19 protein-coding genes are annotated in these 25,351 nt (G+C 58.6%); 7 read left to right on the top strand and 12 right to left on the bottom strand.

Annotated elements, in window-relative coordinates:
• Positions 1-53: 53 nt before the first annotated feature.
• Together QP503_RS00965 and hemE are read right to left on the bottom strand one after the other, a co-directional pair.
• Positions 54-1,604 (bottom strand): protoporphyrinogen/coproporphyrinogen oxidase, encoded by a 1,551-nt coding sequence (locus QP503_RS00965; protein WP_285084297.1) that lies wholly within the window; start codon positions 1,602-1,604, stop codon positions 54-56.
• The gene (gene hemE / locus QP503_RS00960) at positions 1,601-2,710 is read right to left on the bottom strand and encodes a uroporphyrinogen decarboxylase (RefSeq protein ID WP_285084298.1); all 1,110 of its coding nucleotides are present in this window, start codon (positions 2,708-2,710) and stop codon (positions 1,601-1,603) included. The genes QP503_RS00965 and hemE overlap by 4 nt, the downstream gene beginning before the upstream one ends.
• A 152-nt stretch (positions 2,711-2,862) precedes the next feature.
• On the opposite strand from hemE, the gene QP503_RS00955 reads away from it, so the two are divergent.
• The 5 genes from QP503_RS00955 to recR all read left to right on the top strand — a co-directional run bounded on the left by QP503_RS00955 (position 2,863) and on the right by recR (position 10,123).
• A complete protein-coding gene (locus QP503_RS00955; RefSeq protein WP_285084299.1) occupies positions 2,863-4,062 on the top strand; it encodes a glutamyl-tRNA reductase in 1,200 nt (399 codons plus the stop codon).
• Positions 4,007-5,269 carry a ferrochelatase gene (locus tag QP503_RS00950; protein ID WP_181002160.1) on the top strand — a complete coding sequence of 421 codons (1,263 nt, stop codon included), beginning with the start codon at positions 4,007-4,009 and terminating at the stop codon, positions 5,267-5,269. The genes QP503_RS00955 and QP503_RS00950 overlap by 56 nt, the downstream gene beginning before the upstream one ends.
• 109 nt (positions 5,270-5,378) lie before the next feature.
• Positions 5,379-6,122 (top strand): hydrogen peroxide-dependent heme synthase, encoded by a 744-nt coding sequence (gene hemQ, locus QP503_RS00945; protein WP_103632965.1) that lies wholly within the window; start codon positions 5,379-5,381, stop codon positions 6,120-6,122.
• A gap of 546 nt (positions 6,123-6,668) precedes the next feature.
• Positions 6,669-9,524: a DNA polymerase III subunit gamma and tau gene (locus QP503_RS00940; RefSeq protein ID WP_285084300.1), complete on the top strand. Its 2,856-nt coding sequence runs from the start codon at positions 6,669-6,671 to the stop codon at positions 9,522-9,524.
• 2 nt (positions 9,525-9,526) lie between these two features.
• Positions 9,527-10,123, top strand: a complete 597-nt coding sequence (gene recR, locus QP503_RS00935) for a recombination mediator RecR (RefSeq protein WP_006680398.1) — start codon at positions 9,527-9,529, stop codon at positions 10,121-10,123.
• 61 nt (positions 10,124-10,184) lie between these two features.
• Here the strand turns inward: recR and QP503_RS00930 are convergent, their stop codons facing one another.
• From QP503_RS00930 to ptsP, 5 genes are all read right to left on the bottom strand, one after another.
• Positions 10,185-10,562 carry a TM2 domain-containing protein gene (locus QP503_RS00930; protein ID WP_083856915.1) on the bottom strand — a complete coding sequence of 126 codons (378 nt, stop codon included), beginning with the start codon at positions 10,560-10,562 and terminating at the stop codon, positions 10,185-10,187.
• A gap of 344 nt (positions 10,563-10,906) precedes the next feature.
• Positions 10,907-11,707: an ABC transporter ATP-binding protein gene (locus QP503_RS00925; protein ID WP_103632967.1), complete on the bottom strand. Its 801-nt coding sequence runs from the start codon at positions 11,705-11,707 to the stop codon at positions 10,907-10,909.
• The gene (locus QP503_RS00920) at positions 11,707-12,654 is read right to left on the bottom strand and encodes an ABC transporter permease (RefSeq protein ID WP_006680395.1); all 948 of its coding nucleotides are present in this window, start codon (positions 12,652-12,654) and stop codon (positions 11,707-11,709) included. The genes QP503_RS00925 and QP503_RS00920 overlap by 1 nt, the downstream gene beginning before the upstream one ends.
• 98 nt (positions 12,655-12,752) lie before the next feature.
• Positions 12,753-13,751 (bottom strand): ABC transporter substrate-binding protein, encoded by a 999-nt coding sequence (locus QP503_RS00915; protein WP_103633020.1) that lies wholly within the window; start codon positions 13,749-13,751, stop codon positions 12,753-12,755.
• Positions 13,752-13,981: 230 nt separating this feature from the next.
• Positions 13,982-15,676: a phosphoenolpyruvate--protein phosphotransferase gene (ptsP, locus tag QP503_RS00910; RefSeq protein ID WP_285084301.1), complete on the bottom strand. Its 1,695-nt coding sequence runs from the start codon at positions 15,674-15,676 to the stop codon at positions 13,982-13,984.
• Between the two features lie 238 nt (positions 15,677-15,914).
• On the opposite strand from ptsP, the gene QP503_RS00905 reads away from it, so the two are divergent.
• Entirely contained in the window at positions 15,915-17,231 is a 1,317-nt protein-coding gene (locus QP503_RS00905; protein WP_285084303.1) for an aspartate kinase, read from the top strand.
• 153 nt (positions 17,232-17,384) lie between these two features.
• On the top strand, positions 17,385-18,434 hold the full coding sequence (locus QP503_RS00900; RefSeq protein ID WP_285084304.1) for an aspartate-semialdehyde dehydrogenase: 1,050 nt from the start codon (positions 17,385-17,387) through the stop codon (positions 18,432-18,434).
• A gap of 66 nt (positions 18,435-18,500) precedes the next feature.
• On the opposite strand, the gene QP503_RS00895 is transcribed toward QP503_RS00900, so the two are convergent.
• The 5 genes from QP503_RS00895 to QP503_RS00875 all read right to left on the bottom strand — a co-directional run bounded on the left by QP503_RS00895 (position 18,501) and on the right by QP503_RS00875 (position 25,349).
• Positions 18,501-19,613, bottom strand: a complete 1,113-nt coding sequence (locus tag QP503_RS00895) for an ABC transporter ATP-binding protein (protein WP_179369998.1) — start codon at positions 19,611-19,613, stop codon at positions 18,501-18,503.
• On the bottom strand, positions 19,610-22,105 hold the full coding sequence (locus tag QP503_RS00890) for a substrate-binding domain-containing protein (RefSeq protein ID WP_285084305.1): 2,496 nt from the start codon (positions 22,103-22,105) through the stop codon (positions 19,610-19,612). The genes QP503_RS00895 and QP503_RS00890 overlap by 4 nt, the downstream gene beginning before the upstream one ends.
• Before the next feature lie 133 nt (positions 22,106-22,238).
• Positions 22,239-23,618, bottom strand: a complete 1,380-nt coding sequence (locus QP503_RS00885) for an MFS transporter (protein ID WP_006680388.1) — start codon at positions 23,616-23,618, stop codon at positions 22,239-22,241.
• A 214-nt stretch (positions 23,619-23,832) separates the two neighbouring features.
• Entirely contained in the window at positions 23,833-24,525 is a 693-nt protein-coding gene (locus QP503_RS00880) for a response regulator transcription factor (RefSeq protein WP_006680387.1), read from the bottom strand.
• Positions 24,525-25,349: a sensor histidine kinase gene (locus tag QP503_RS00875; protein WP_219810995.1), complete on the bottom strand. Its 825-nt coding sequence runs from the start codon at positions 25,347-25,349 to the stop codon at positions 24,525-24,527. The genes QP503_RS00880 and QP503_RS00875 overlap by 1 nt, the downstream gene beginning before the upstream one ends.
• Positions 25,350-25,351 lie beyond the last annotated feature (2 nt).

Here is a 25,351-nt window from a genome sequence, read left to right as displayed (position 1 = left end):
ATTCGGCAATAGGTAATGACGTAATTCGTATTTCAGGATTAAATGAATTCTTTTCACCTGCCGGAAAGGATTGAGTGCCTCTCACCCCGTACGCGCTGACGTGCATCTGCCACCACGCTGGCGATTCCGGAACCTGATACCCACGCCCCACAAATCAGCAAGCCGGGCAATGATTCCGCCTTCTGACGCAGGGCGCTGATTCGACGAGCCAAGTCGGGTGTCGCCTGCGCCAAAGTGCCATTCCAGTGAATCACCCTGTGATTGATCACGTTCTCGGCTCCAAGATCCGTACCGGTCAGCACGCTAGCGTCATGCAGAAGCTCGCCCAGTGATGGCGTTCGATCTTCATCCCCTGGTCGACCGTGAGACAGGCGAAGAAGATGAACGTGCTCCCCATGAGCCTCGCGCAATTCGTCGGCAATCCATGCCCACTTCACATCCAGCTGAGAAAGTGCTTTCGCGCCTACAGGGCACTCGGCAACGCTAGAAATATCGGGCGAAACCAGCAATCCAGGACCAACCGGAGCGCTATCCAGTGCCTCTGCTCGAACAGTGAGGAAAGACCGCACAATCGGCGAGCCCGGCGCAAACGCGCATTCTTGGGCTTCCGGGAACAAAGGGGTGAGCACACGCAGAGCGGCTGCGTGCGAACAAGCCAGAATGACGCGACTGGCTGTGAGCAGACGTCCGACCGACGTTCGACGAGGTTCTGCGGAAGGAGCTCCAGCCGGGGTCGTATCGCGAATATCCACCTGCCATTGGACGGTGCTCGAGTCGCTGGCGCTGAGAGACGCGCAACAGATCGCTTCCGCGCCGCAACGCGTCGCAATCGCGGAACCCTTTGCCAGAATCTCAGCTGTAAGGGCGTCGATCAGAACCTGCATTCCACCCTCGATGCTGACGTCGCCACGTGACCCGCTCGACTTTTCCAGTCGTGCGCCAACAGCCTTCGCAAGGCTCCCGTGATGGAGTAGGTCAGCGCGCATCCCGGGTAGTACGCGGTCGACATCCAGCTTCTCAGGATCCTGCGAGTGAATGCCAGCAACCAGCGGGCGGACCAAGCGATCAAGCGCGACTCGCCCCATGCGGGCTTCAATAAACGAGGCCACGTCGGCGCATTCGGCGCCGAGGTGGGGAGGTAAAGTCAGGTCTTCGCATGCGCGCATCGCCCCTTGATCCCCAAGAATTGCTCGGACTTCTGCCGATGCTGGGTCAGAAGGGATGCCCATCATTGAGTCCGATGGGAACCGGTGAAGACCCCATGTGGTGTGGAGAGAATGAGGAACGGGCGGCAGGAAATAATGCGAGCGCCCTCCACTGGGTGCTGTGACTTTCAGCCCCAGCTCTTCAGCCATGGAGGTCATCGCGGTGCCTCGTAGAGCAAAACTCTCCGCGCCGATGTCGACGTGGGCACCACCCACCATCATTGACGCGACCTGCCCGCCCACATAGCCTCGCGACTCAACAAGCAGGGTCGTCTGGCCTGCTTTGACGGATTCCCAGGCGGAAACAAGTCCAGCAATTCCGCCACCGATCACGATCGTGTCCCAGTGATCGCGGGACAATTCGTTTGTTGATGAGATCGTGCGATTTCCGGCGTTCATAGCGAATGCACCAACTCGACCAGACGTGTCAGAACGCGTGGATCTGTGTCCTTTGGAACGCCGTGAGCAAGGTTGAAAATATGGGACGGTGCGGCCTTACCCTGACGAATAATCTGACGCACCTTTGCTTCAAGAATGTCGAATGGGGCGGTCAGGTAGGCGGGATCCAGATTGCCCTGCAGGGGAACAGTATCGTCAAAAAGCGCGGATGCTGAGTCCAAAGAAATGCGCTGGTCAACGCCGATGATATCGCCACCTGCATCATGCATCGCGGTCAGCAACTGCGGTGTGCCCGTGCCGAAATGGATCATCGGGGCGCGCGTTCCAGTTGTTGAACTCAGGGCGCGACCGGCAACCTCGATTGCACGCGCTGAATAGGGGGACACGTGGCGCCGATAATCGTCTTCGCCCAGCACGCCAACCCACGAATCGAACAGCTGAGTGGCTGATGCGCCAGCCGATACCTGCTCGGCGATAAACGCTCCGGTGACATCTGCGCACCACGTCATCAGCCGATCCCATGACTCCGGATCCGAATACATGAACGCTCGAGCTTCGCAATGGTCGCGAGAAGGTCGGCCGGCAACCAGGTAGCAGGCGAGGGTAAAAGGTGCGCCACCAAAACCGATCAGGGGAGTGGACCCAAGCTGGGCAACTGTCATGTGTACGGCTTGGCGGATCTGCTCAATTCCGGGCGCGATTGAAAGCGACGCTCCGCGCTCTGTCAGACGATTAACGTCATCCGCGCAACGAATCGGAGACGCGATGACAGGGCCAACGCCCCCCACTATCTCCACATCCACCCCCGCAAGTCGCAGGGGAACCATGATGTCCGAATAGAACACCGCTGCGTCAACCCCGTGGCGACGAACCGGCTGTAGTGTCGCCTCACTTGCCAATTCGGGAGTCAGGCACGCGTCCAACATTGATGCCTGCGAGCGTGCGCGCAGCTCGCGGTACTCGGGCAAAGAACGTCCTGCCTGGCGCATAAACCAGACGGGGGTCGTGGCTGGTCGACGGCCTGACACTGCTTGCATGAACGAAGACTCGGCCACGGGTGACGTGGTGGCCTTCGTCGCCAAGGGCGCGTTGTCCGAAAGGGTCACGGTTTTCCTTACATGGTGGGGGCAGATTCAACAATTTGTTTTTATGTCAAAGTGTCATTTATTTTATCTGTCAGATTGTCGTTAAATGAATTTCCAAAATGATTCACATAAATTGTGAATCATAGGTTTAATTATGGTTTGATTGCGACGAAATGGGAATTCATATTTTATCCGTCAGCCATTCCGACCAGGGCCTTGATGCCGTGGCCGAGGCTAGTCGCACCACCCCGTCGATTGTCGATGAATTCCTCAAAGTCGGAGTGATCGACGGCGCGGTCACGATATCGACCTGTAACCGCGTCGATATTGTTGTCGACTCCGCTGAATTCCCGGTGGCGCTGAGTGAACGACTCGACGCGGTGACATCGCGCTCTGGTCGCGACGCTGTCGCCTACCTGTTTCGCGTTGCCTCGGGCTTGGACTCCATGGTCATCGGCGAACGTGAAATTGTCGGTCAAGTCCGTCGCGCAGCTGAAGTGGCCACGCAACGGGGGACGATCACTCCCGCTCTTTCGCGCCTCTTCCAATCCTCGTCCGCGGTGTCACGCAAAGTAGCTGCGAAAACAAGTCTTGCTGGCCATGGACGCTCCATTGTTCACGTCGCCCTTGACCTAGCGGAGGAAATACGAGGCGACCTCGGCGACCAACGCGCCATCCTCTTTGGAACCGGGTCCTACGCGGGTGCAACTGTCAGTGCCCTGCGCGACCATGGCGTCCGCGAGATCGGAGTCCACTCAGCGTCGGGGCGCGCCGAAGCGTTTTGTGAAGGTCACGGTGCCCGCCCAATTGTCCCCGACACCATTGATGACGAGCTTGCCCACGCGGACCTCATTGTTTCGTGCAGAGGCAGTGGTCAGCCGGTCTTGACCGCAGATCAGATCCGCGCGGCCGTATCCACCCGAGGCGCCGACAGCCCACTGATCATTGTGGATCTTGCGTTGGTTCCCGATATTGAAATCGACGATTTCGAAGCAGACCAGGTGGTTCGCATCGGCTTGGACAACGTCTCTGATCGCCTGCCCGCGGTCCAACGTGAAGACATCGACATCGCCGAAGCCATCATCGCCGACGCTGTCACAACCTTCGTCAACGTCGCCCATGGGGCGGATGTTGACCGTGCGATTGTGAACCTCAGAAACGCAGTTGACGCGATCGTCGAAGAAGAATGTGCCACTCTTTCTCACCGTGATGAGGACGAGGCCGCGCGCACTGCTCGAGCCCTCCACCACTTGGCGGCGCGTTTGGTGAACGCGCCCTGCCGTACTGCCAGGGCAGCAGTAGCAGACGGAAATGCGCATGAATACCTCGAAGCGCTTGAACGAGTCCTTGGAATTGGAGCAGAAAATGTCTGATCTGACCGCACCCTACGATGCGCTTCTCGTGGTTTCCTACGGTGGCCCGAATGGCCCCGACGATGTGCTCCCTTTCATGCGTAACGCCACGAAAGGCAAGGGGATTCCGGACGAGCGCCTGCTGGAAGTCTCTGGTCACTACGGACGTTTCGGGGGAGTCAGTCCCATCAACGCCTGCAACGAGGCCTTGCTAGAAGCTCTGCGCGAGGAACTGCACTCACGAGGCGCGGACATCACTATTGGCCTCGGAAACCGAAACTGGCATCCCTTCATGTCGGAAACAATCGCGGAACTTGTCCAGGGTGGTGCCCGCAGAATCCTGATGATGCAGACCTCTGCCTACGCCTCCTACTCCGGATGCCGGCAGTACCGCGAAGATGTCGCGGACGCACTCGCCCTGCTCCCCGATGGTGGCAAGGACGTGATCGTCGATAAGGTTCGCTCGTACCACGATTCCCCCGGCTTTCTTACCGCCCAGATCGATGTTGTCAGCGAATCAGTGAAGACGCTACTCGATCGAGGAACTGTGATTGACGATTTGCACCTCGTCTTCGTCACCCACTCCATCCCCACCCCGATGCAGGGCGGATCCGGTAATTCCGACAAGACCGGCTCAGACTACGCGGGTCAGCATCTCGCGCTCATGGAACTGATCGTCCCCGCAGTCGAAGAAAAGCTTGGACTCAAAGTAGGAACGCTGAAAACCGACTTGGCCTTCTGCTCGCGTTCGGGCAACCCGAACGCATCTTGGCTGGAACCCGACATCAATGATCGGCTCGAAGAACTCAAAGCCGAAGGCGTCAAAGCCGTCTCATGCGCACCCATCGGCTTTATTTCCGACCATATGGAAGTCGTCTTTGACCTCGACACCGAAGCCAAGCAAACCGCTACCGACCTGGAACTCGACTACGACCGCGCGCGCACCGTCGACACGCACCCCGCATTCATCGCATCCCTTGCCGACCTCATCCTTGAACGCGCAGCCCGCGCTCGCGGAGAAAACCCAGAACAACCCTCGACCCTTCCGCTGGGCGCGTGGCCGGACGAATGCGCAAGCCACTGCTGTCGCATGATCGAAGGTCTCGACACGGGAAAGACAGTCGTTGCAGGGCCAACCGCCGCGAAGAACGGCGAACTACCCACGCACACTCACCCACGCGACGCACACCACCCCGGCCGAACCCGCCCAGAAAAGTCACGCGAATAAGAACGATGGGCGGCCTCGTCAATCGGAGAAAACTGCCCGCTGAACATTCGTGCCAACTGAAACAAACAACCAAATAGCTTCACACAAAGCTCACATCAAAGGAGAACCAATGAGCCAGACCGGAAAGACCTACTCGCACAAGGATCCGCGCGACGCCACCGACGTCGATATCGACGCCATCAACAACGGCTTCCACTACGGCCTGACCTCGGTCTTCGCGACCGGTGCACCGCTACCGACTGATGAAGTAGAACGCAAGGTCCTGGTTGAGGAAACCCTGGCAGCCATCACCCCCGAGGGCGTGGAACTGCGTGGCACCTACGACCTTGCTGGTCTGCGCGCCGACGCTGACCTGCTGGTGTGGTGGCTCGCCGACGATCCGCTCGCGTTGCAGAAGGCCTACCGCGGTCTGCTCGCGTCGCCCCTGGGTGCCTACCTGATCCCCGTCTGGTCCGTCATGGGCCAGCACACTCCCGCAGAATTCAACACCCGCCACGTGCCCGCATGCTTCGCAGGCGTCGCACCGCGCGACTGGATCACCGTCTACCCGTTCGTCCGCTCTTACGACTGGTACCTGATGGAGCCCGAAGAGCGTAGCGCCATCATGGCCGAGCACGGCAAGAATGGCTTCAGCCAGTACCCGGATGTCAAGGGTTCGACCCTGTCCGCATTCGGTATGTCCGACTACGAGTGGATTCTCGCATTCGAGGCTGACACGCTCGATCGCCTGGAGGGCGTGCTTCACGCTCAGCGCTACACCCGGGCTCGCCTGCACGTGCGCGAGGATCGTCCGTTCTACACCGGTCACCGCGTCTCGCTTGGCGAATGGGCTGACGTTCAGCCACAGGCGTGATACTCGCGATGGGGTGAAGCCCCTGACTACATAAACTGACTACATAATCTTTCGGGCTCGTGCCACTACCGTGGTGCGAGCCCGATTGTTGTGACACGCGCGGCCAGGATTCGACGAGTTGGCGAGCTAGGGACTGGCGAACACACTCTGAAGGCGTGGAGCAGAGCTGTTTGGCTCGAATCTCGGCAAGCTTCCATAGTGCGTCGGGAACGTGAATCGTCCGAGGGGTCATTGCTTGGGTTGTGTATTCCCATGCCCGTGGAACCCTCGGTTCGAGGGAGCTGTGAGGGAATCCAGAGTCAATTTCGTCTTTCCAGCGTTCGATGTCTCCGTCGTGCGGTTGCGTTTATGGGCTAGTGGCGAGTCGGAAAAGCGAAGGGGGAGCACCGAAATCTGATTATTCTCACGTTCGTTGAATAAACGGGATCTGAACACCGACTTTTCCTTGCTATTGAGGCGATAATGACGGTGAATATGGGGGAGTGGTTCTTCCCATTTTTCTGCCATGCAAACGCATTTCTACATGGGTACACGTAGGGTTGGACTGTGACCACAGCTCTGTATCGTCGTTATCGTCCAGACACATTCGCTTCCGTCATCGGTCAAGACCATGTGACGGGGCCACTTCGTGCTGCTCTGCGTGCAAACAAAGTGACTCACGCATACCTGTTCTCGGGTCCGCGCGGGTGTGGAAAGACCACGTCAGCGCGTATTCTGGCCCGCTGTCTGAACTGCGAGCAAGGACCGACTGATACTCCGTGTGGAACCTGCCCGTCGTGCGTGGAACTGGCCACCGGTGGTTCGGGGTCGCTCGACGTTGTCGAAATCGACGCGGCCAGCCACGGTGGCGTTGATGATGCGCGTGACCTGCGTGAGCGCGCCACCTTCGCGCCCGTGCGTGATCGCTACAAGATCTTCATCATTGACGAAGCCCACATGGTCACAAATCAGGGCTTTAACGCGCTGCTGAAGCTGGTGGAAGAACCCCCAGAGCACGTGAAGTTTGTCTTCGCAACGACAGAACCAGAGCGCGTGATCGGAACGATTCGTTCTCGTACCCATCACTACCCGTTCCGTCTGGTTCCGCCAGATGTGTTGGAACCCTACCTGCAGCAGTTGGCGGACGAAGAACACGTCAACATTGGCTCCGGTGTTCTGCCACTGGTCATGCGCGCCGGTGGCGGTTCAGTGCGTGACACTCTTTCCGTTCTTGATCAGTTGATGGCAGGCTCCATCGACTCGGCTGTCACGTATGAAACCGCTGTTTCGCTGCTGGGATACACGGACTCTGCTCTTCTTGACGAGATCGTTGATGGCCTCGCTGGTGGCGACGGTGCGGCGGCTTACCGCGTTATTGAACGCATGGTGGATTCTGGTCATGATCCGCGTCGCTTCGTTGAAGACTTCCTTCAAACACTGCGTGACCTGCTGATTATCGCGGTCGCAGGTGACGGCGCAGGCGATGTCCTGACATCCATCCCTGCTGAGCGCCTCGATCGTATGCGCCATCAGGCAGTGAATTGGGGTCCGCGTCCGCTGTCTCGCGCAGCTGATCTGACCGATGAGGCACTTCGCTCCATGACCGGTGCAACATCACCGCGCCTCCAGCTTGAGCTTCTTATTGGGCGCATTCTTGTGCCGACACCTTCTGGCCAGGCCGTTGCAGATATGCCACTTCCCGGCACGGTTGGCATGCCCGGTGGGGGTGCTCCAAGGGAACATCACGGTGCTGATTATGCTGGAAATAAGCCGATTGGTGTCGCCCCTTCAGCTTCTGGCCCCCAGGCGGCTCGCGCTGCGTTGGCGCAGACAGCCCAACGCGCTTCGCGCCCTGATTCGAACCAGCAGAACCAGCCGGCGGATCTGACACCACGTGCCCAAGCTCCTTCGTCTCCACATCGTGATGGGGAATCGGTTCCCGATGCTCCTACCCCAATGCCTCAGCAGGGGTCCTCGTGGCCCGATGTGGCTGTGACCCCTTCATCCTCGTGGGATGACTCGTCGGTCGCCCAGTCCCAGAACAGTGCTCCCGCTGTTGAAACTGAAGAGCCCGCGCCTGCGCCAAAGGCGGAGCCCCGTTCGGTGGACGCGGCCTCGTCAACTGAAGCACCAGCTCGCCAGACACCACGTCAGAACGGCGGGAAGCAGGCGGACATCGTTCGAGCTCGATGGAATGAAGTGCTTGACCGTCTGGCCTCGATGAGCCGCGTCGCATGGTCGCTGATCAACACGAACGCGCAGTTGGGTGCGATCGATGGGTCGAACCTTGTGCTGGTGTTCCCCTCCGAAGGAATCATGGCGAACTTTGAACGCGGTGGCAGGCATCAGATCGTCTCCGACGCGATCTACGAGGTCACTGGTCTGCGCTATGAACTCAGCGCACAGGTGGGACAAGCATCGGGAGGGCCGGCAGTAACGGCACCTTCGGCACCTGCATCACACCATGCATATTCCGATCCGGCTCACGCCGATCACTCCTATTCAGGTCAGACACCGAACATCCCACTCAACAACAACGCGAACCGAGATGGACGGCCCGATGCTGGATGGGTTTCGGAGCCGCCCCCTTTTGAGCACCGCGTTGTCCAGGCTCCTGACGTCGGTTCACAGGCCCTGGGTGATCCAGCGCCACGTGTTGCCCCCGATTCAGCCCCACACGTCGGCTCTGATCCGGTAGCGTCGGATGACCCGTGGGGTGAAGTAGTTATTCGCACTCCGCACGAAGACGTTGAAGAGCCAGCCCAAGCGTGTGAACCTGAACCGCAGGACGGTCTGAGCGAATCACAACAGGTGCACAACGGCCCGCAACCTCGCCGTGATGACGCTTGGTCAGCTGGGGCTGACTCTGCTTCAACGTGCGTGGATGCGGATCCCGCTTGGCCGCTTGCGGATTCCAGCCCGGGTTTTAAGGTTCACTCGGATTCGTCGGGAGTATCCGATGATCGCCCCTCCGATAGCCACGGCGACGAGCAGGCAGATTCTGAGTCTTTAGCTCAGGCAGAACCGGTGCCTACCGGGGGGCCGGTACGCCGTGCCATGAGCGTCTTCACCTACGACGATTTTGACCCGCAAAATACGAGCGATAATCAGCAGACAACGCCCGGTGGCTGGGCGGATGCTCCCGTTGCTCAGACGAACTCGGTGAGCTTTGAAGACTCAGATGATACGGCTCAATCTGCAGGTGATGCCTGGGCTAACGGTGACAACAGCGCTGGTAGCGATGCCCATAATGATGGGCCTATCGATGACGATCAGGATTCCACTCCGCTCGACATGGGTGAAGACCTGCCCTCAATGGATGACGAAGATATTGAAACCACAACCATGGTTGGCCTCCCCGTTGTCCTCGACGTCCTCGGTGGCAAGATCATTGAAACAATCCCGAACGGAAGTGAACGTTGACCATGTACGAAGGTGCTCTTCAAGATTTGATTGATGAGTTCGGTCAGCTTCCCGGAATCGGACCGAAGTCTGCACAACGCATGGCCATGCACATATTGGATGCGGAACCAGATGACGTTGCTCGACTCGTCGATGCTATTCAGGCGGTGCGGAAAAAGGTTCACCACTGCTCGGTGTGCGCGAACCTGACAGAAGAAGAAACCTGTTCTATCTGCAGAGACGTCCGGCGTGACCCCACAATGATCTGCGTCGTCGAAGAACCGAAAGACATCCAAGCGATCGAAGCGTCACGGGTATTCCGCGGACGCTACCACGTGCTCGGCGGGGTCATCGACCCGATCCGTGGCATCGGCCCCGAGCAACTCCGCATCCGTCAACTGTTGTCGCGTCTTGAAGACGATCAGATTACCGAGGTCATTATCGCGACCAACCCGAATGTCGAAGGCGACGCAACCGCTGCGTTCATCGTCAGAATGTTGAAGAGCATCGGCGTTTCAACATCGCGTCTTGCCATGGGCTTGCCAATGGGTGGCGACCTTGAATACGCCGACTCGAAGACTCTGGGTCGGGCCCTTGAAGGACGAACCGCCCTGGGTTGACAGTGCCATCCCAGAGCGGTGCGGTGTGTTCGGACTGCAAGTCCGACACAGACGAAGAAACTTAGTCGGTGAGCTCAATGCCGTTGCCGTCGCGGTGCCACTCGCTACCCGGAGCGGACACCAGAATGAGGATGCCTTCAATGAAGCCCCACAGCGAAGCAACACCGAAGGTGAAGATCGTCAGAACCAGCTGAATGACAGCGCGGGTGGTGCGACCAAGGTAAAAGTTGTGGATGCCAAAACCTCCAAGGAAGATGCCCAGGATACCGGCGATAATCTTCGACTTCTGCTGGTAGCCCGCCGGGCCGGAGGGTGCGAATGTAGGCTGGCCGTAAGGCTGTCCCTGCTGGGCGTAAGCTTGCTCTTGGTTGGTGTACTGCGGGTCTGATTGGCCGTTGAACTGCGGAGTCGGCGTTGTCATCGTATGAACTCGTTTCATTGTGAGAACGTTTACGCCACTAAGGTACTGAATACTTACTACGGACACAAGGAAATGTCACGACCTAGACCATGTGTGCAGTGAATGATCACAGGGAACCCACAGCAGGCGAGCGGGACAGATAGTGAGCTAGCGAAACAATCTGGGCATGAGTCCAGCATCTGAATCGTCATGTGTTCGCTCTGATGGCACGCTCGCTCGCATCCTTGGCGTGGATGAAGAGTCTTCGCTTGCCGTCTGCCGTTGTCGCCTAGTGGTTTAACCGTGAAAAGCAGTGTTGGGGGAGTACATCATTGACGTGCTCCCCCAACACTGTTGGTAACGCTTCAGTGCGTCACCGGGTGCTAGGCCAAGAGAGTGCGGTCAGAGAGTCCCTCTCCATCTTTGCCTCGCAGCTTATCGAACTCCGCAAGAAGGGAATCGACAGTTGCATTCTTCTTTTCTTCACCCGCCAACTCGAACATGATGCGACCTTCGTGCATCATGATCAGGCGGTTGCCCATGGAGAGTGCCTGCTCCATGTTGTGCGTGACCATCAGCGTCGTCAGATTCTTCGACGCGACAGCATCTCGGGTCAGCTCGGTAATCAGAGCAGCACGCTTCGGGTCAAGAGCGGCGGTGTGTTCATCAAGAAGCAGGACGCGCGGGTTAGAGAAGGTCGCCATCGTCAGCGACAGAGCCTGACGTTGGCCACCGGACAGCAGACCAACCTTGGCAGTCAGACGATTCTCGAGGCCCTGTTCGAGAGGTGCCAGAATGTCTCGGAATATGGCGCGCTTCTTCGCTGTCAGAGCAGGCCCCAGGGTTCGGCGGTTGCCTCGTGACCATGCGAGCGCAAGATTCTCTTCGATCGAAAGGTGGGGCGCGGTGCCAGCCATCGGATCCTGGAAGACACGCGAAACGTAGCGCGCAACCGCGTAATCCGGAAGCTTCGTGACGTCCGTATCATCGATCGTCACGCGTCCCACGTCAGCCTGGTAACGGCCAGAAATAACATTCAGCAGTGTTGACTTGCCGGCGCCGTTTGAGCCGATGATCGTGACGAAGTCACCCTCGTCAAGGTGGAGTGAAATATCGCGAAGCGCCACGCGCTCGTTGACGGTACCGCGGAAGAATGTCTTAGTGACGGCTTCGATATCAAGCATCAGAGCACCACCTTTTCGTTGTCGCGCTCTTCAGGCGTGTGCGTAATGTCAGGTTCGGGAACCAGTGTGTGGGCGCGACGGCGTTCGCGGATCTTCGAGAAGAAACCGACGCGAGGAATCATCAGGGCGAGGAACACGATGATTGCGCTGATCAGCTTCATGTCATTCGCTTCAAGGAACTCGATGCCGAGGGCAAGCTGGATGATGACACGGTAGACGATCGAGCCGATCACGACGAACAGCGAGGTCATCCACATGCCACGCGACCCGATCAGTGCGGTACCGATAATGACCGATGCCAGGCCGGCAACAATCAAACCGATGCCCATCGAAATGTCGGCGTAGCCCTGGTACTGAGCGACAAGAGCGCCAGAGGCGGCAACGAGGCCATTTGAAAGGGCAAGGCCGATAATCTTCATCGTTCCTGTGGGAACACCCTGGGCGCGAGCCATACCTTCGTTGTCACCGGTTGAGCGCATGCCAAGACCGATCTGGGTGGACAAGAACCAGTTGAAGGCGGTGGTGACGACGCCGATCAAGACGGCGAAGATAACGACGGATGCCCACGAGCCGTTCAGGCCCGCCTCGCGCAGGGGAGTGAGGACAGTTTCTACACCACGAAGAAGCGGAACATTTGCTTTGCCGAGAATACGCAGATTGATCGAGTACAGGCCGATCTGCGTCAAAATTCCGGCAAGCAGGGGGTGGATGCCTGCTTTGACGTGAAGGAAACCGGTAATTGAGCCCGCAATACAACCGGCAAAGAAGCCGGCGATCGAGGCAAGCCACGGGTTCTGGCCGGCGGTGATCATGATTGCTGCAACCGCTGCGCCCGTTGTAAAGGATGAGTCGACGGTGAGGTCAGCGATATCGAGTACTCGGAATGTCAGGTACACGCCGAGTGCCATGAGGCCGTAGATCAGGCCAAGGTCGAGAGCTGTAAGCACTGGTTTTCCTTTTCAGGGTTTGTTTTCACGCGCAGGTGCTCAGGAACATTGGTTGTTCACTGAGCACCTGCGCGTGGGTTGCGCGTCAGCGCGTTGAGTTATTCTCCGACCAGGACGGCGGTGTCCTTGAGAGCATCCGGAAGAGTCAAACCGATTGCTTCAAGTGTCGTCTTATTGACGGTCAGTTTGTATTCGGTCTGGGATTCGACAGGCATGGTGGCAGGCTCGGCGCCTTCGGTGAGGATCTTGATTGCCATCTGGCCGGTCTGGTAGCCGAGTGCGTTGTAGTCGATGCCGTATGTGGCAAGCGCACCCTTAGCAACGGAATCAGCTTCGCCTGCGATCAACGGAATTTTTGCATCTTCAGCTGCCTGGACGACAGAAGCGAATGCAGAGACGACGGTGTTATCGGTCGGGACGTAGATAGCGTCGACCGTGCCTGCCAGATCCTGGGCTGCCTGCTGAACTTCGGCGGAGTTCGTGATGGTCGTTTCCTTCACGGAAAGGCCTTCGGATTCGGCTATCGTCTTGGCAAGCTTCACCTGGACTTCGGAGTTCACTTCACCGGACGAGTAGATGATGCCGATGCTCTTCGCCCCGGGTGTGAACTGCTTGACCAGCTTGATCTGCTCTTCGACCGGGTTCATGTCGGTGGTGCCCGTTAGGTTCGAGCCAGGGGCGTCGAGCGAGTCTACGAGCTGAGCAGAAACCGGGTCGGTGACGGATGTGAACAGGACGGGAGTGTCAACGATGGATTGCGCAATTGCCTGAGCTGAAGGAGTTGCGATAGCCAGGATCAGGTCGTGATCTGCTTCTGCGAACTTCGCTGCGATCGAAGTTGCGGTTGCCTGATCACCCTGGGCGTTCTGTTCGTCGAACTTCACGTTCAAGCCAGCGTCGGTAAACGCCTGCTTAAAGCCTTCACGTGCCGCATCGAGCGAGGTGTGAGTGGTGATCTGGCTGATGCCGATTGAGTATTCCTCAGACGCGCCGGCTGCTCCCGATTCGGATTTGGTCGATGCTGAGCCGGAGCATCCAGCAAGGACAAGGGCGAGCGCTGCGCCAGTGACGGCACTGATCTGCGCGGTGCGTTTCATGGTGAACTCCACGTGTTGACGTTTACGGTTGGAGGGGCAGCCGGGCTGACCTTCTTCCATGACGCTAACGAGTGAAGTGGTTTTCAGGGAGTGGGTGTTCAGTGGGTGAACATAGAGCGGTCGAAAATATCTCAGAATATGAAACGGGCTACTCTGTTTTCAGCATGCTGATTCTTAGTCGAAACAAAAACGGCTAAAAATCAGGCAAAAACGGTGCTCAATGAAAGAACTCACTCAAGTCCAAGAGCTTGGCGCGCGCGATAGCGCCCATCGCCACCATCGAAGGCGCCGACAAGCGCATCGGCGGCTGCGCGACACTGCTCAAGAGAAACCTGACCAAGCTGGGCGCCCACACCGGAAATCGCACTTGATGCCATCGACAACGATGTCACACCCATGCCCACAAGCACGCACGCAAGAAGCGGATCGGCGGCTGCTTCACCGCACACGCCAACGGGCTTGCCCAACCGCAGGCCAGCTTTGACGACCTTACGGATCAGCGCAAGCGGTGCGGGCTGCCACGGATCGGAGTACTCCGCCAGGTTTGCTGACAGACGGTCAGCGGCCATCGTGTACTGGGTCAGGTCATTCGTACCGATAGAAACAAAGTCCACGTACTCCATGATCTGGTCGATCAGGATCGCGGTCGCGGGAACCTCGACCATCACGCCAGCCTTCAAAGACACGCCAAAAACGTCGTTGCGTTCGTTAATCAACCCGGCAAACCAGCGTGCTTCAGCGGCAGTAGCGATCATCGGTGCCATCACCCACACGTCGGTGTCGGGGGCAGTCATGGCTGCGACGGCAATCGCGTCCAGCTGATTAGCCAGAACATTCGGGTGAATGCCGTTAATCCGGATACCGCGAACACCCAGCGCGGGGTTCGGCTCATCACGTAGCGTCGCGTAGGCAACGGGCTTGTCAGATCCTGCATCCAGAGTGCGAATCACAACCTTCGAGCCGCTCCATGCCAGCAGTGCCTGAGAATAGGAGCGCGCTTGCTCTTCGACGCTGGGCTCAGTCGGGTGGTCAAGGAATGCCAGCTCGGTGCGCATCAAACCGACGCCCTCAGCGAAGCCGGACTCGTGAGCCGAAGTAGCGCTGGGCCCGTCCTGAACGTTCGCCAACAGTTGGACATGCACCCCATCCGAGGTCTGCGCGGGACCCGTCCATGAACGAATCAGTTCCAGTCGCGCTGCATCAGCCCGGACCTTTTCGAGTGCCACGGCCTCGTCGATTCCGGTTGTGATCGCACCCGTCCCACCGTCGACCAAGACGGGCACCTCCGACGCGATCTGGTCCACCTGGCGTGCTGCCACGATGCACGGAATCGCCAGCTGACGCGAAATGATCGACGTGTGCGAGGTCGGACCACCTAACTGAGTCACGATCGCGACGCACACATTCGTGTCCAAGCTTGCGGTGTCGGCGGGCGACAGATCATCCGCCAACAGGACAAACGGGCAATCGCAGTCCGGGATGCCCGGTTCAGGCACGCCCTGAAGGTGCGCGATCACGCGGTCACGAACGTCGCGCAAGTCGGTCGTGCGCTCCGCCATCACACCGCCGGCAGTCTCGAACATGACGACGAACCGCTCGGTCGCCTTCATCACCGCCTGAATCGCGGGGATGCCGTCGCGGATGCGCTTCGACACGTCCTTCGTCCACGCGCGGTCAGTGGCCAGCGACGAGGTCACGATCAGAACGTCAGCCGCTTGTCCGGTGGTTTTCGAAGCACGATTCATGAGCGAGTCAGCCACGGCATTTGCACAATCAAGGAAGCGACTTACTTCGGCTTCGCGGACATCCTCCGGCAAAGCAGGAGCCGACTCAGGCGGAAGTTCAGGCCTGCGCACCCAGAGTGCCGGGGCGTAGGCAACACCTTGAACAACAGGAGTTCCATAGATTGTGATCGGGTCAGCCATGCGAGCCTCCTTGCTCAACGGGTCACGTGCTGTGACCAGCATAAAAGCTGACTTGGACTCAAGCGATTGTCAACCCTGAGCCTGCACAAGTGACCTAGAAGAGCCCTGATTGATGTTTCGTTTGTCCGCCTATTGTGTTTCCTTTGCCCGTATGGCGGTCGCACTCGAGCTAGATAGGGCGCATCTCTAGGATGAAAGGACGCACGAAGGTGCGTAGTAAAAGAAGAAATGGGGAATCGTGGCACTCATCGTGCAGAAGTACGGTGGCTCATCCGTCGCAGATGTTGAAGCGATGAAACGAGTCGCCCGCCGAGTCGTCGAAACTCACCAGGCAGGACACCAAGTCGTTGTCGTCGTATCCGCAATGGGCGACACTACCGACGACCTGCTCGACACAGCCGCGCAAATCACCCAGCACGCTCCCGAACGCGAGATGGACATTCTGCTGTCCGCCGGCGAGCGCATCTCCATGTCCCTGCTGTCCATGGCAGTCAACGAACTCGGCGTTCAAGCCCAGGCGTTCACCGGCGCTCAGGCCGGCATTAAAACGACTTCACACTATGGGCGTGCCCAGATCGTCGGTCTGGTAACCGAACGCATTGCCCGCACCGTCAAAGACGGCCACGTTGCCATCGTCGCAGGGTTCCAAGGAATCTCCGAAGATGACGACGTCACCACGCTGGGCCGTGGCGGATCGGATACGACCGCAGTCGCGCTCGCGGCAGCCCTGCACGCTGATGTCTGCGAAATTTACACCGACGTCGACGGCCTGTTCTCTGCAGATCCTCGTATTGTCCCCAAGGCGCACCGTCTGCGTCGCGTCACCCAGGAAGAAACCCTCGAACTCGCTGCGCACGGAGCAAAGATTCTGCACCTGCGCGCCGTCGAATTCGCGCGTCGCTACAAGGTGCCGCTCCACGTCCGCTCATCGTTCTCAGAAAAGAACGGCACCTGGATCTTCGACGGTCCAGCAAACCCAGAACTTAAGGGACTCGTTCCCTCAGCCGCACTTGTCGATCCGCAGGAGGACCCCATGGAACAGCCAATCATCTCCGGTATCGCCCACGACCGCTCCCAGGACAAGATCACCGTCACCAACCTGCCGAACACCCCCGGTATGGCAGCGCGCGTCTTCTCCATTTGCGCCGAGGTCGGCGCAAATATCGACATGATCGTTCAGAACGTTCCAGTCTCTGACTCGACCCGCGCGAACGTGACCTTCACGCTTCCCGAAGGCGATGCGCAGCGCACGCTCAACGCTCTTGAAGCTGCGCGCGACGAAATCGGCTTCGACCAGTTGCGTTACAACCCGAACATCGGCAAGCTCTCGCTGGTCGGCGCGGGCATGCGCACCAACCCGGGCGTGTCCGCCAAGCTGTTCGAGGCCCTGTCTGATGCCGGCATCAACATCGAGATGATTTCGACTTCCGAAATTCGTATCTCCGTTGTTACCCGCCTCGACGATCTTGACCGCGCAGTCCAGGCCGTCCACACGGCATTCGGCCTTGACGCCACCGAATCTGAGGCAGTCGTCTACGGTGGCACCGGGCGTTGAAAGGCGTAGCGCCTGTTGCTCCGCCCCCTTATAGGGATAGGGGAGAAACGCTAGGCGGCCTCGTCAATTTAAAATCGCAGACTTCCGCGTGAAAACCACGCCGGATCCCTCGGTCGCCCCACCGTATGGGCGCCCACACCAAAGGAGAAAACAATGACCGGACTGAACGTCGCAGTCGTCGGAGCAACCGGACAGGTTGGCCGAGTCATGCGCACTCTGCTCGAAGAGCGCGACTTCCCCGTGAAGTCGATTCGCTTCTTCTCTTCTGCTCGCTCGGCGGGCACGACCCTGACTTTCAAGGGTGAAGAGATTACGGTCGAAGACGTCGCCACCGCGAACTACGACGGTATCGATATTGCTGTTTTCTCTGCGGGTGCCTCGGCCTCGCTTGAGTACGCGCCGAAGTTCGTTGCTGCCGGCGCGGTTGTTGTCGACAACTCTTCCGCATGGCGCAAGGACTCGGACGTGCCACTGGTCGTGTCTGAGGTCAACCCCGAAGACATCGCGAACCGTCCCAAGGGCATCATCGCGAACCCGAACTGCACGACTATGGCAGCTATGCCGGTCCTGCGCCCGTTGGTTGACAAGGCGGGTGGCCTGAAGCGCCTGTTCGTCTCGTCCTACCAGGCAGTCTCCGGTTCCGGCGTGAAGGGCGTCGAAGAACTCGTGCGCCAGAGTGAAGCCGGCGTCACTCAGAATCTTGCCGGTCTTGCACTGGATGGCCACGCGGTCACTCTGCCCGATCCGCAGGTCTACGTCGCCCCGATCGCATTCGACGTTGTGGCTCTGGCCGGTTCGATCGTTGACGATGGATCGGAAGAGACCGATGAAGAGCAGAAACTCCGCAACGAGTCCCGCCGAATCCTACACATCCCGGACCTCAAGGTGTCGGGCACCTGCGTCCGCGTCCCCGTTTTCACCGGCCACACGCTTTCGATCCACGCCGAATTCTCCGGCGCTATCACCCCCGACGAGGCGCGTTCCGTTCTGGCAACCGCTGATGGTGTACGCATCGTCAACGTTCCGACTCCGCTTGAAGCTGCGGGGCGCGACGAGGTTCTGGTCGGTCGTATCCGCCAGGATCAGGCTGTCGATGACAACTGCGGTCTGGTTCTGGTCGTCGCCGGCGACAACCTGCGTAAGGGCGCTGCCCTCAACGCGATCCAGGTCGCCGAACTGGTGGCAGCTGAACTGCTTGCCTGACCAGGCGCATCAAGCCAAGCCTAGGGAAGGGGCGCTGGTGGGATGAAACCCCAGCGCCCCATTTCTTTACGCGACTTCGTTGTCCGCATCTGAGCTCGGAAGCACCCACCCCGACGTCACATCAAACTCAACCAGTGCACCGACTTCAAAGGGAATTGATGTGTCGGGCGTGCGGACAACCAACGTCCCGATCTCGGTTTCTACGTCATAGGACATATGGGATCTGACGAACGAAGCGGAAATGATTTGCCCGTGACGCCCGATCACCGAATACGGGGCACTGGGAGTCAAATGAATATTCTCGGGCGGAATGCTGATCTGAACGTCTCCCGGCTTCGTGTCGTGGGGAGCAGGAATCGAATAGGCCACAGTCCCACACGTCACCGTTGCCAGAAGAAGCGATGAATCGGGAGCCTCATCAACACTTTCGACCGTGCCCGACACGATGTTGGGGATGCCCATCAGGTGCGCAACTTCGATGGAACTCGGTTGCGCATACAGCATCCGCGCGGTGTCGATCTGCAGGCACCGCCCCGAATCCAACAGCATGATTCGATCGGCGACCAGACACGCTTCGGTCACATCGTGCGTCACGTAGAGAACTGCACTGCCCAAGCGTCGAACCTCGCGAATCAGGGAAGCTCGGATCGTTGACGCAACGGATGCGCCCACGTGCGCGAGGGGCTCATCCAACAGCAGGACGGAGGGTCGTCGCACAAGTGTCCGTGCCAGAGCGACGCGTTGAGCCTGACCGCCCGACAGCTGGTAGGGGTAGCGTGATGCTAGGCCGACGATACCCATGCGAACCATGATCGAATCGATCAAAGACTCGCGTTGAGCAGGGGGAACATTCGTACTATCCAGCGCGAAAGCAATGTTTTCGTGGACGTTCATATGATTGAACAACGAGGGCGTCTGAAAAAGTAGGCCGGTTGGGCGTTTTCCTGCGGGAAGAGTGGTGATGTCCGAGCCGTCAACGACGATGGAACCACTTCTGGCCGCTTCGATGCCCGCAAGGGTATGTAAGAGCGTTGTCTTGCCGCACCCCGATGGTCCAACGACAGCAAGGATCTCGGCCGGGGCAACGTCGAATGAAATGTCGCTCAGGATGCGTGAGCCACGGTGAACGTCCAGACCACAAACATGCAGTCCGGAGTTCATGTGAGTAGAGGTTGTCATAGGCCCTTCCTGACATATCCGGAGTGACGTGTCGTTGAGGTAATGAATGCGATGCCCAAACTAATCATGACGAGGGCAGATGATGCGGCGAGCGTGCCAAGAGCTAACACTGACCAGTGATCGCCGTGGATGCCAAGTGGAAGAAGCGCAACGGCTGGGAACGCGGAACCGACGGGGACAACGAACGCCGAGGGGGCGCTCATACACATGAGCAACCCGCTGAGTGCTGCAAATACACCGATCAGTCGACCTGCCAAGGCGGGAATCACCACTGTGAGAGTGGTGCGCGTAGTGCTTGCTCCCAGCTCTTCCGCGGTCCTCATCGCTTGGCGAACAGAGAGCAGTGAGAACGACATCAGGAAATATGAGGCCGGCAGGGCAAGAAGAAGATTGGTGAGAACCACCGTCAGCATGCCACCCGCAATCGAGCCGCCACCCAACAAACGTGGCAGGATCGTGTGGTCGCCGATTGATATCGGGTGTTGGAAAACTAAGTGAATCAGAATTCCGCCGGCAATGGGGGCGGACAACAAGGCAGTCAGGAACAGGGCGTTGATCGCGTGGGGGAATGCCCAGCGGTGCCTGGCAATCAAGAATCCTATTGCTGCGCTCAGCGGGACGATGCCCAGGATCAGCAGTGATTCTCTGACGGTCTGCCCCAAGAGTTCCGCAGATGCGGTGTGGATGAACCAATTGGACGCTCCGACGAGCATCACGATGATGATTCCTGCACTCATAATTACGAATATCAACGCGAAGGGGATGACGCTTGCGGATAGCGTCGGAAGGTATTCCTTCAGCGGGGTTGGGTACGTTGTCTGCCGGGCTGTGTAACGAGTCAGCGTCAAGCTACGCAAAACGATGAACGTGGTCGCGGACGCGACTCCAACGTAGATGAGTGCGATGTGAGTGGGGACGGAAGAATCGAGTCCTGAGTTCAACGCATTGAGCGCCAACACCGGTAGGTACGGTTCAGCCGACGCGTTCGTGCTTGTTGCTGACACGTCGGAAGCTGCCATGAATGTGGTCAACGCGAATGCGGGGATCAGGGCTGCGCGGATGCGTGGAGCAAGAAGCTTTTTAAAAATGTTTCGCTCGGGGCTCCCGAAAGTGACTGCTGTTTGGACTTCGCCGTGGTTGAAGGACGACAGGATGAAGCTCAGCATGAGGACAGCGAAGGGGCTTGCGTTGATGGCAAGCGCGACGACGATTGTTGCCTGCGAGTAGGGTGGGGCGCCCATCCAGATCAGTGCTTGAGCGATGACTGCCGGTGGGATCAGTGCAGGCAAGAGTGCTGGAAGAATCCAGATGAATGTTCGTCGGGAGCGCAGGTACAGGGGGAGTGCGATTGCGATTCCGAGGATTGTCGCGCCCAGTCCGGCTAACGTGCTGATTTTCAGCGTGCGAATGGCAGTGGGGACGAGGTCACTCCATGACAGTTCATCGGCTAGAGGTAAAGATTCAGTGTCTGACACGTGGTGGTTGGCGCGGGGCGCGCCAATGGGGGCGGGTGCGTCCTGGGTGGACGATGGAAGGTAGACGTCTTTCGTCCATCGCTTAATCAGGGTGGCGCGCTGAAGGGAGGCCGCGCTGGGATCATCGCCGAAGATTGATATTCCGAGTGTTTCAAGACGTCGTGAAATGTGTTCGGGGAGGCGCGTACTGACGGGGGATTGGTCTGCGACCTCGGCACCGAGCGCCTGTCCTTCGTCGCTGACAACCCACTGCAGGAACTTTTGTGCGTCCTCGGATTCGCGAGTGCGTCGGGGAAGAGATGCTGCTCCGATTTCGAAGCCGGTTCCGTCAAGTGGGTAGGTGACCATGACGTCGGCGCCATGGTGTGCTTCAAGGCGACAGTAGTTGTCGAAAGTGATGGATGCGGGTGAGCGTCCGATTGCGACAAGGTGTGCGGGGTCGGTTCCTGAGTTCACGTAGGTCAGGGTGTGAGCGTCGACTTGGCGCAGGAATTGGATTGCTTGCGAGGGACTGCCGAAGCGTTCTTTCTGCACGTTCAAGAATGTTGCTGCTGTTCCCGAGGTCAGGGGAGAAGGGACGATCAGGGGGAGGGAAGTTGATGACAGGTCCTGCCACCTTCGAAGACCTTCTGGGGAATGTGTGACCGTTCGTGACTGGCAGAAGGACAAGATGCCACCGTAAATCCCGAACCACGATCGAGAGTGGAAAGCATCGGGTAGCCCACTGGTGTCAACGTCCGGGGCAAGGCGAAGTAGTCCGAGGTTTTCGGCTTGGACGTGCGCTTCGGCTGGACCACCAACCCAGACGTCGAATTCTGAGTGGGCACGGGTTGATATCAGACGAGCAAGGGCTTCTGACGTTGGTACTCGTACGACGTCGACGCTTGTTTCTTCGCGTTGCTCGTAGCGCCTAGCTAGAGCTTCGCACACCGTTGACGTGTTGGAGCACAGGATTCTTAGGCCCGGCTTTGAGTCTGCGAAAAGAAGAAAGAGTGGCGAGATGCTGATGATCCCCACGACCGCCACCGCGATCAGTGAACTGAGGCGGCTTTGGCGTAGGGATTTCATAGGAACCAGACTAGTGCGAGGATGCAGTATCGCCGGCGACCAAGATTGGGAAGTCGCCGGCGATACACATCGGGGAAGAAGGTCACTTATTGGCTACGTGACGCTTCATGAGGGCTCGTTCCTCCTTGCCGACGATCATCATCAGGATGACGGCGACGACGGCAACGACAATAAGGAAGCCGTAGGCGATGTTCCAGCCGAAGTTGTGGATCAGCAGACCAACGCCGGACGATGCCAGGGTTGCGCCGAGCAGGTATCCGAAGAGGCCGGTGAAGCCAGCTGCGGTGCCCGCAACATTCGTGGGTGAAAGGTCGATTGCTTGAAGACCGATCAGCATGACCGGGCCGTAGATCAGGCCACCGATGACGGCGATGAGCAGGTAGAAGACCCAGATGGGGGCGCTGTGAGGCATGAGCCAGTAGGCGAGAAGAGAAATGCCAACGCCTGCCAGGAAGAGGATGCCTGCGCCTGAACGCCAGCCCTTGAAGATCTTGTCGGAAACCCAGCCGCAGAGCAGGGTGCCGGCGATGCCGGCGCCTTCGTAGATTGCGAAGCCAAGGATGCCTTCCTTGACGTTGACGCCGTGAACCTGTTCGGTCAGGTAGATCGGGATCCAGTTGAGGACGCCGTAGCGGAGCGTATAGACGAAGACGTTGGTGACGGCCAGGAGGACGACGACGCGGTTGGTCAGGACGTGCTTGAACAGCATTTCCTTCCACGGCATATCCGAGGTTTCCTTCACCTTTGCCGGGTCGTTGCGGTATTCCTCGATCGGCGGAAGGCCGAGGGCTTCGGGGCGGTCGCGGACAAGGATCAGTGCAATGAGGGCGACGATGAGCGCTGCGATTGCCGGTGCCCAGAAGGCGGGACGCCAGTCAGCATCGGAGGTTGCGAAGGTGTCGAGTGCCCAAGCGGAGAGCAGGCCGACGCCCGCGCCACCAACGTTGTGTGCACAGTTCCAGATCGAGGTCATCCAGCCACGTTCGGTGGTGGAGAACCAGTGGACCAGGACGCGACCTGAGGGAGGCCAGCCCATGCCCTGGAACCAGCCGTTGATGAACATCATGATCGCGAAGAGGCCGACTGATGCGGAAAGAACGGGCACGAATGCGATCAGCAGGTTCATGATTGCCGAGAGTGCCAGGCCGATCGGCATGAAGTAGCGTGCGTTTGCGCGGTCGGACAGCATGGCCATAAAGAACTTCGACAGGCCGTATGCGAAGAGCACTGCATTGGCAACGATGCCGATGCCGGCAGCGTTCATGATGTCGTGTTCCTTTAGGATTGCCGACACTAGTGACACATTGTTACGGATCAGGTAGAAGCCGGCGTATCCGAGGAAGATTCCCATGAACACCTTGAAGCGCCATGAGCGGTACATCGAGTCGACGCGTTCGGGGCTGACGGGCGGTGCTGCCGGTGGCGCCGAAAGGAAACCCAAAGAGTTTGACTGGGAAGACAACAGTGTCTCCTTTAGTTGAAGAGTTAAGACTCAACGATTGTGTCTTCTGGTTGGTGACAATTCGGGCGGGTTTTGGTGGCGTTTGGAAACAGTGCTGTTACCAAAGTGGGCGGGCTACGTTCCAGAGTGTGCGGGCTAGGTGCGTGCGCGCAGTCTGGCGGACATAAGTGGGGGCACGAGGCCCCTTATCAAGCGCGAGTGCTCAAAGTCAGCGTTATGAGGCCTCGATGACGAAACGGTAACCTCGTCCCCTGACCGACTGGATACACGAAGAGTCGATGCCCGCACGTTCTAGCTGACGGCGAAGGCGATACATCGTTGTTTTGATCATGTCGTGTGCGCCGACTTGGTCGGTTGTGGACCAGCCTTCGCTGAGGAGGTCTCGCCAGGGGATGTCCTGGTTTGGTCGCGAGGCTAGGATTGTCAGGACACGCTGTTCGGTAGGGCTGAGCGGAATGACGACTCCGTCCCAGGTTATGCGTTGCATATCAGCATCGATGGTGATGGGCCCGAGGTGCACGGATTCTTGTTGTCGTACAGGCTGGGTTCGCCTGACGATTGCTTGGGCGCGCAGTGCGAGCTCGCGGGGACTGAAGGGTTTGGTCACGTAGTCGTCGGCGCCTGCCTCGAGGCCAACGATACGGTCTTCTTCATCACCAAGGGCAGTAAGCAAAATGATCGGAACCGCCATGCCGGCGCCACGGATTCTTCGGGTCAGGTCAACGCCTGATCCGGTCGGCGTCATGACGTCAAGGACAACCAGATCAACACTGCGATCTTGAAGGTATTGCCAGGCTTTTGTGGTGTTGGGTTTCGTTTCGCACGTGAAGCCTTGGGTTTCCAGCGCGAAGGCGATGATTGAGAGCATCTGGGGTTCGTCGTCGACGATAAGCGCGTGCTGTCCCATCACTTCCCCTTCGGCAGTACAACGTGGATGACCGTGCCACACTCAGGCAACGAGTCCACCATAATTCTGCCACCGTGCGCCTCGATTATTCGTTGGGAGACCATCAGTCCGATTCCGGATCCCCGGCCATCGGTGGTTTCCGACGTGAAAGCGTCGAACATTTTTTCTTGGGTTTCAGGGGTAATTCCCGGGCCGGAGTCCTCGACGGTGATTTGCGCTCCGCCATCTTCGGTTGAGGCGACGCTGATCGTGATCGGCGAGGTGCCGTCTCCGTGGTGGAGTGAGTTGTTGATCAGGTTCCACATGACTTGCCGGAGCATGGAAGCGTTCGCGTGGATGTTGAGGACTCCCCCGACCGCGTTCACATGGATGGGGATGTCGGTGATGCGTCGCATTTCTCGTGCGGTTGAGGCAACGATGTCTCTCACGTCGACGAGCTCGGTTGACAGTGTTCCGCCACGTGAGAGTTTGAGGTCGGTGATGATTGACTCGGTCAGGTCGATGACCTGCTGAGTGTTCGTTGTCATGGTGCGAACGAAGTGGTGTTGCTGTTCGTTCAGGTCGCCAGCAAGACCTTCTTCGAGCAGTTCGCCGGCTCCGCGGATGAGTGCCAGCGGAGTACGGATTTCGTGGGCGATGATGGCGGGCCGGTATCTCAGCAGATCGTCGCCTGTTTCGTCATCGTGATTCTTCTTTTTCAGCAGGATGGCACCCCGCGTTTTTTCGCCGTTGTGCGCCCGTGAAATGACGTAAATCAGGGTGATTGCGGTTGCAATAAACAAAAGCCACCCGACGATTGTGAAGATCATCGTCGGGTGGCTCATGG

This window comes from Pauljensenia sp. UMB0895, from assembly GCF_030218905.1.
GTDB classification, from domain to species: Bacteria; Actinomycetota; Actinomycetes; order Actinomycetales; family Actinomycetaceae; genus Pauljensenia; species Pauljensenia turicensis_A.
The sequence above is the reverse complement of the archived record's forward strand: the minus strand, read 5'-3'. Positions and strand labels throughout refer to the sequence as shown.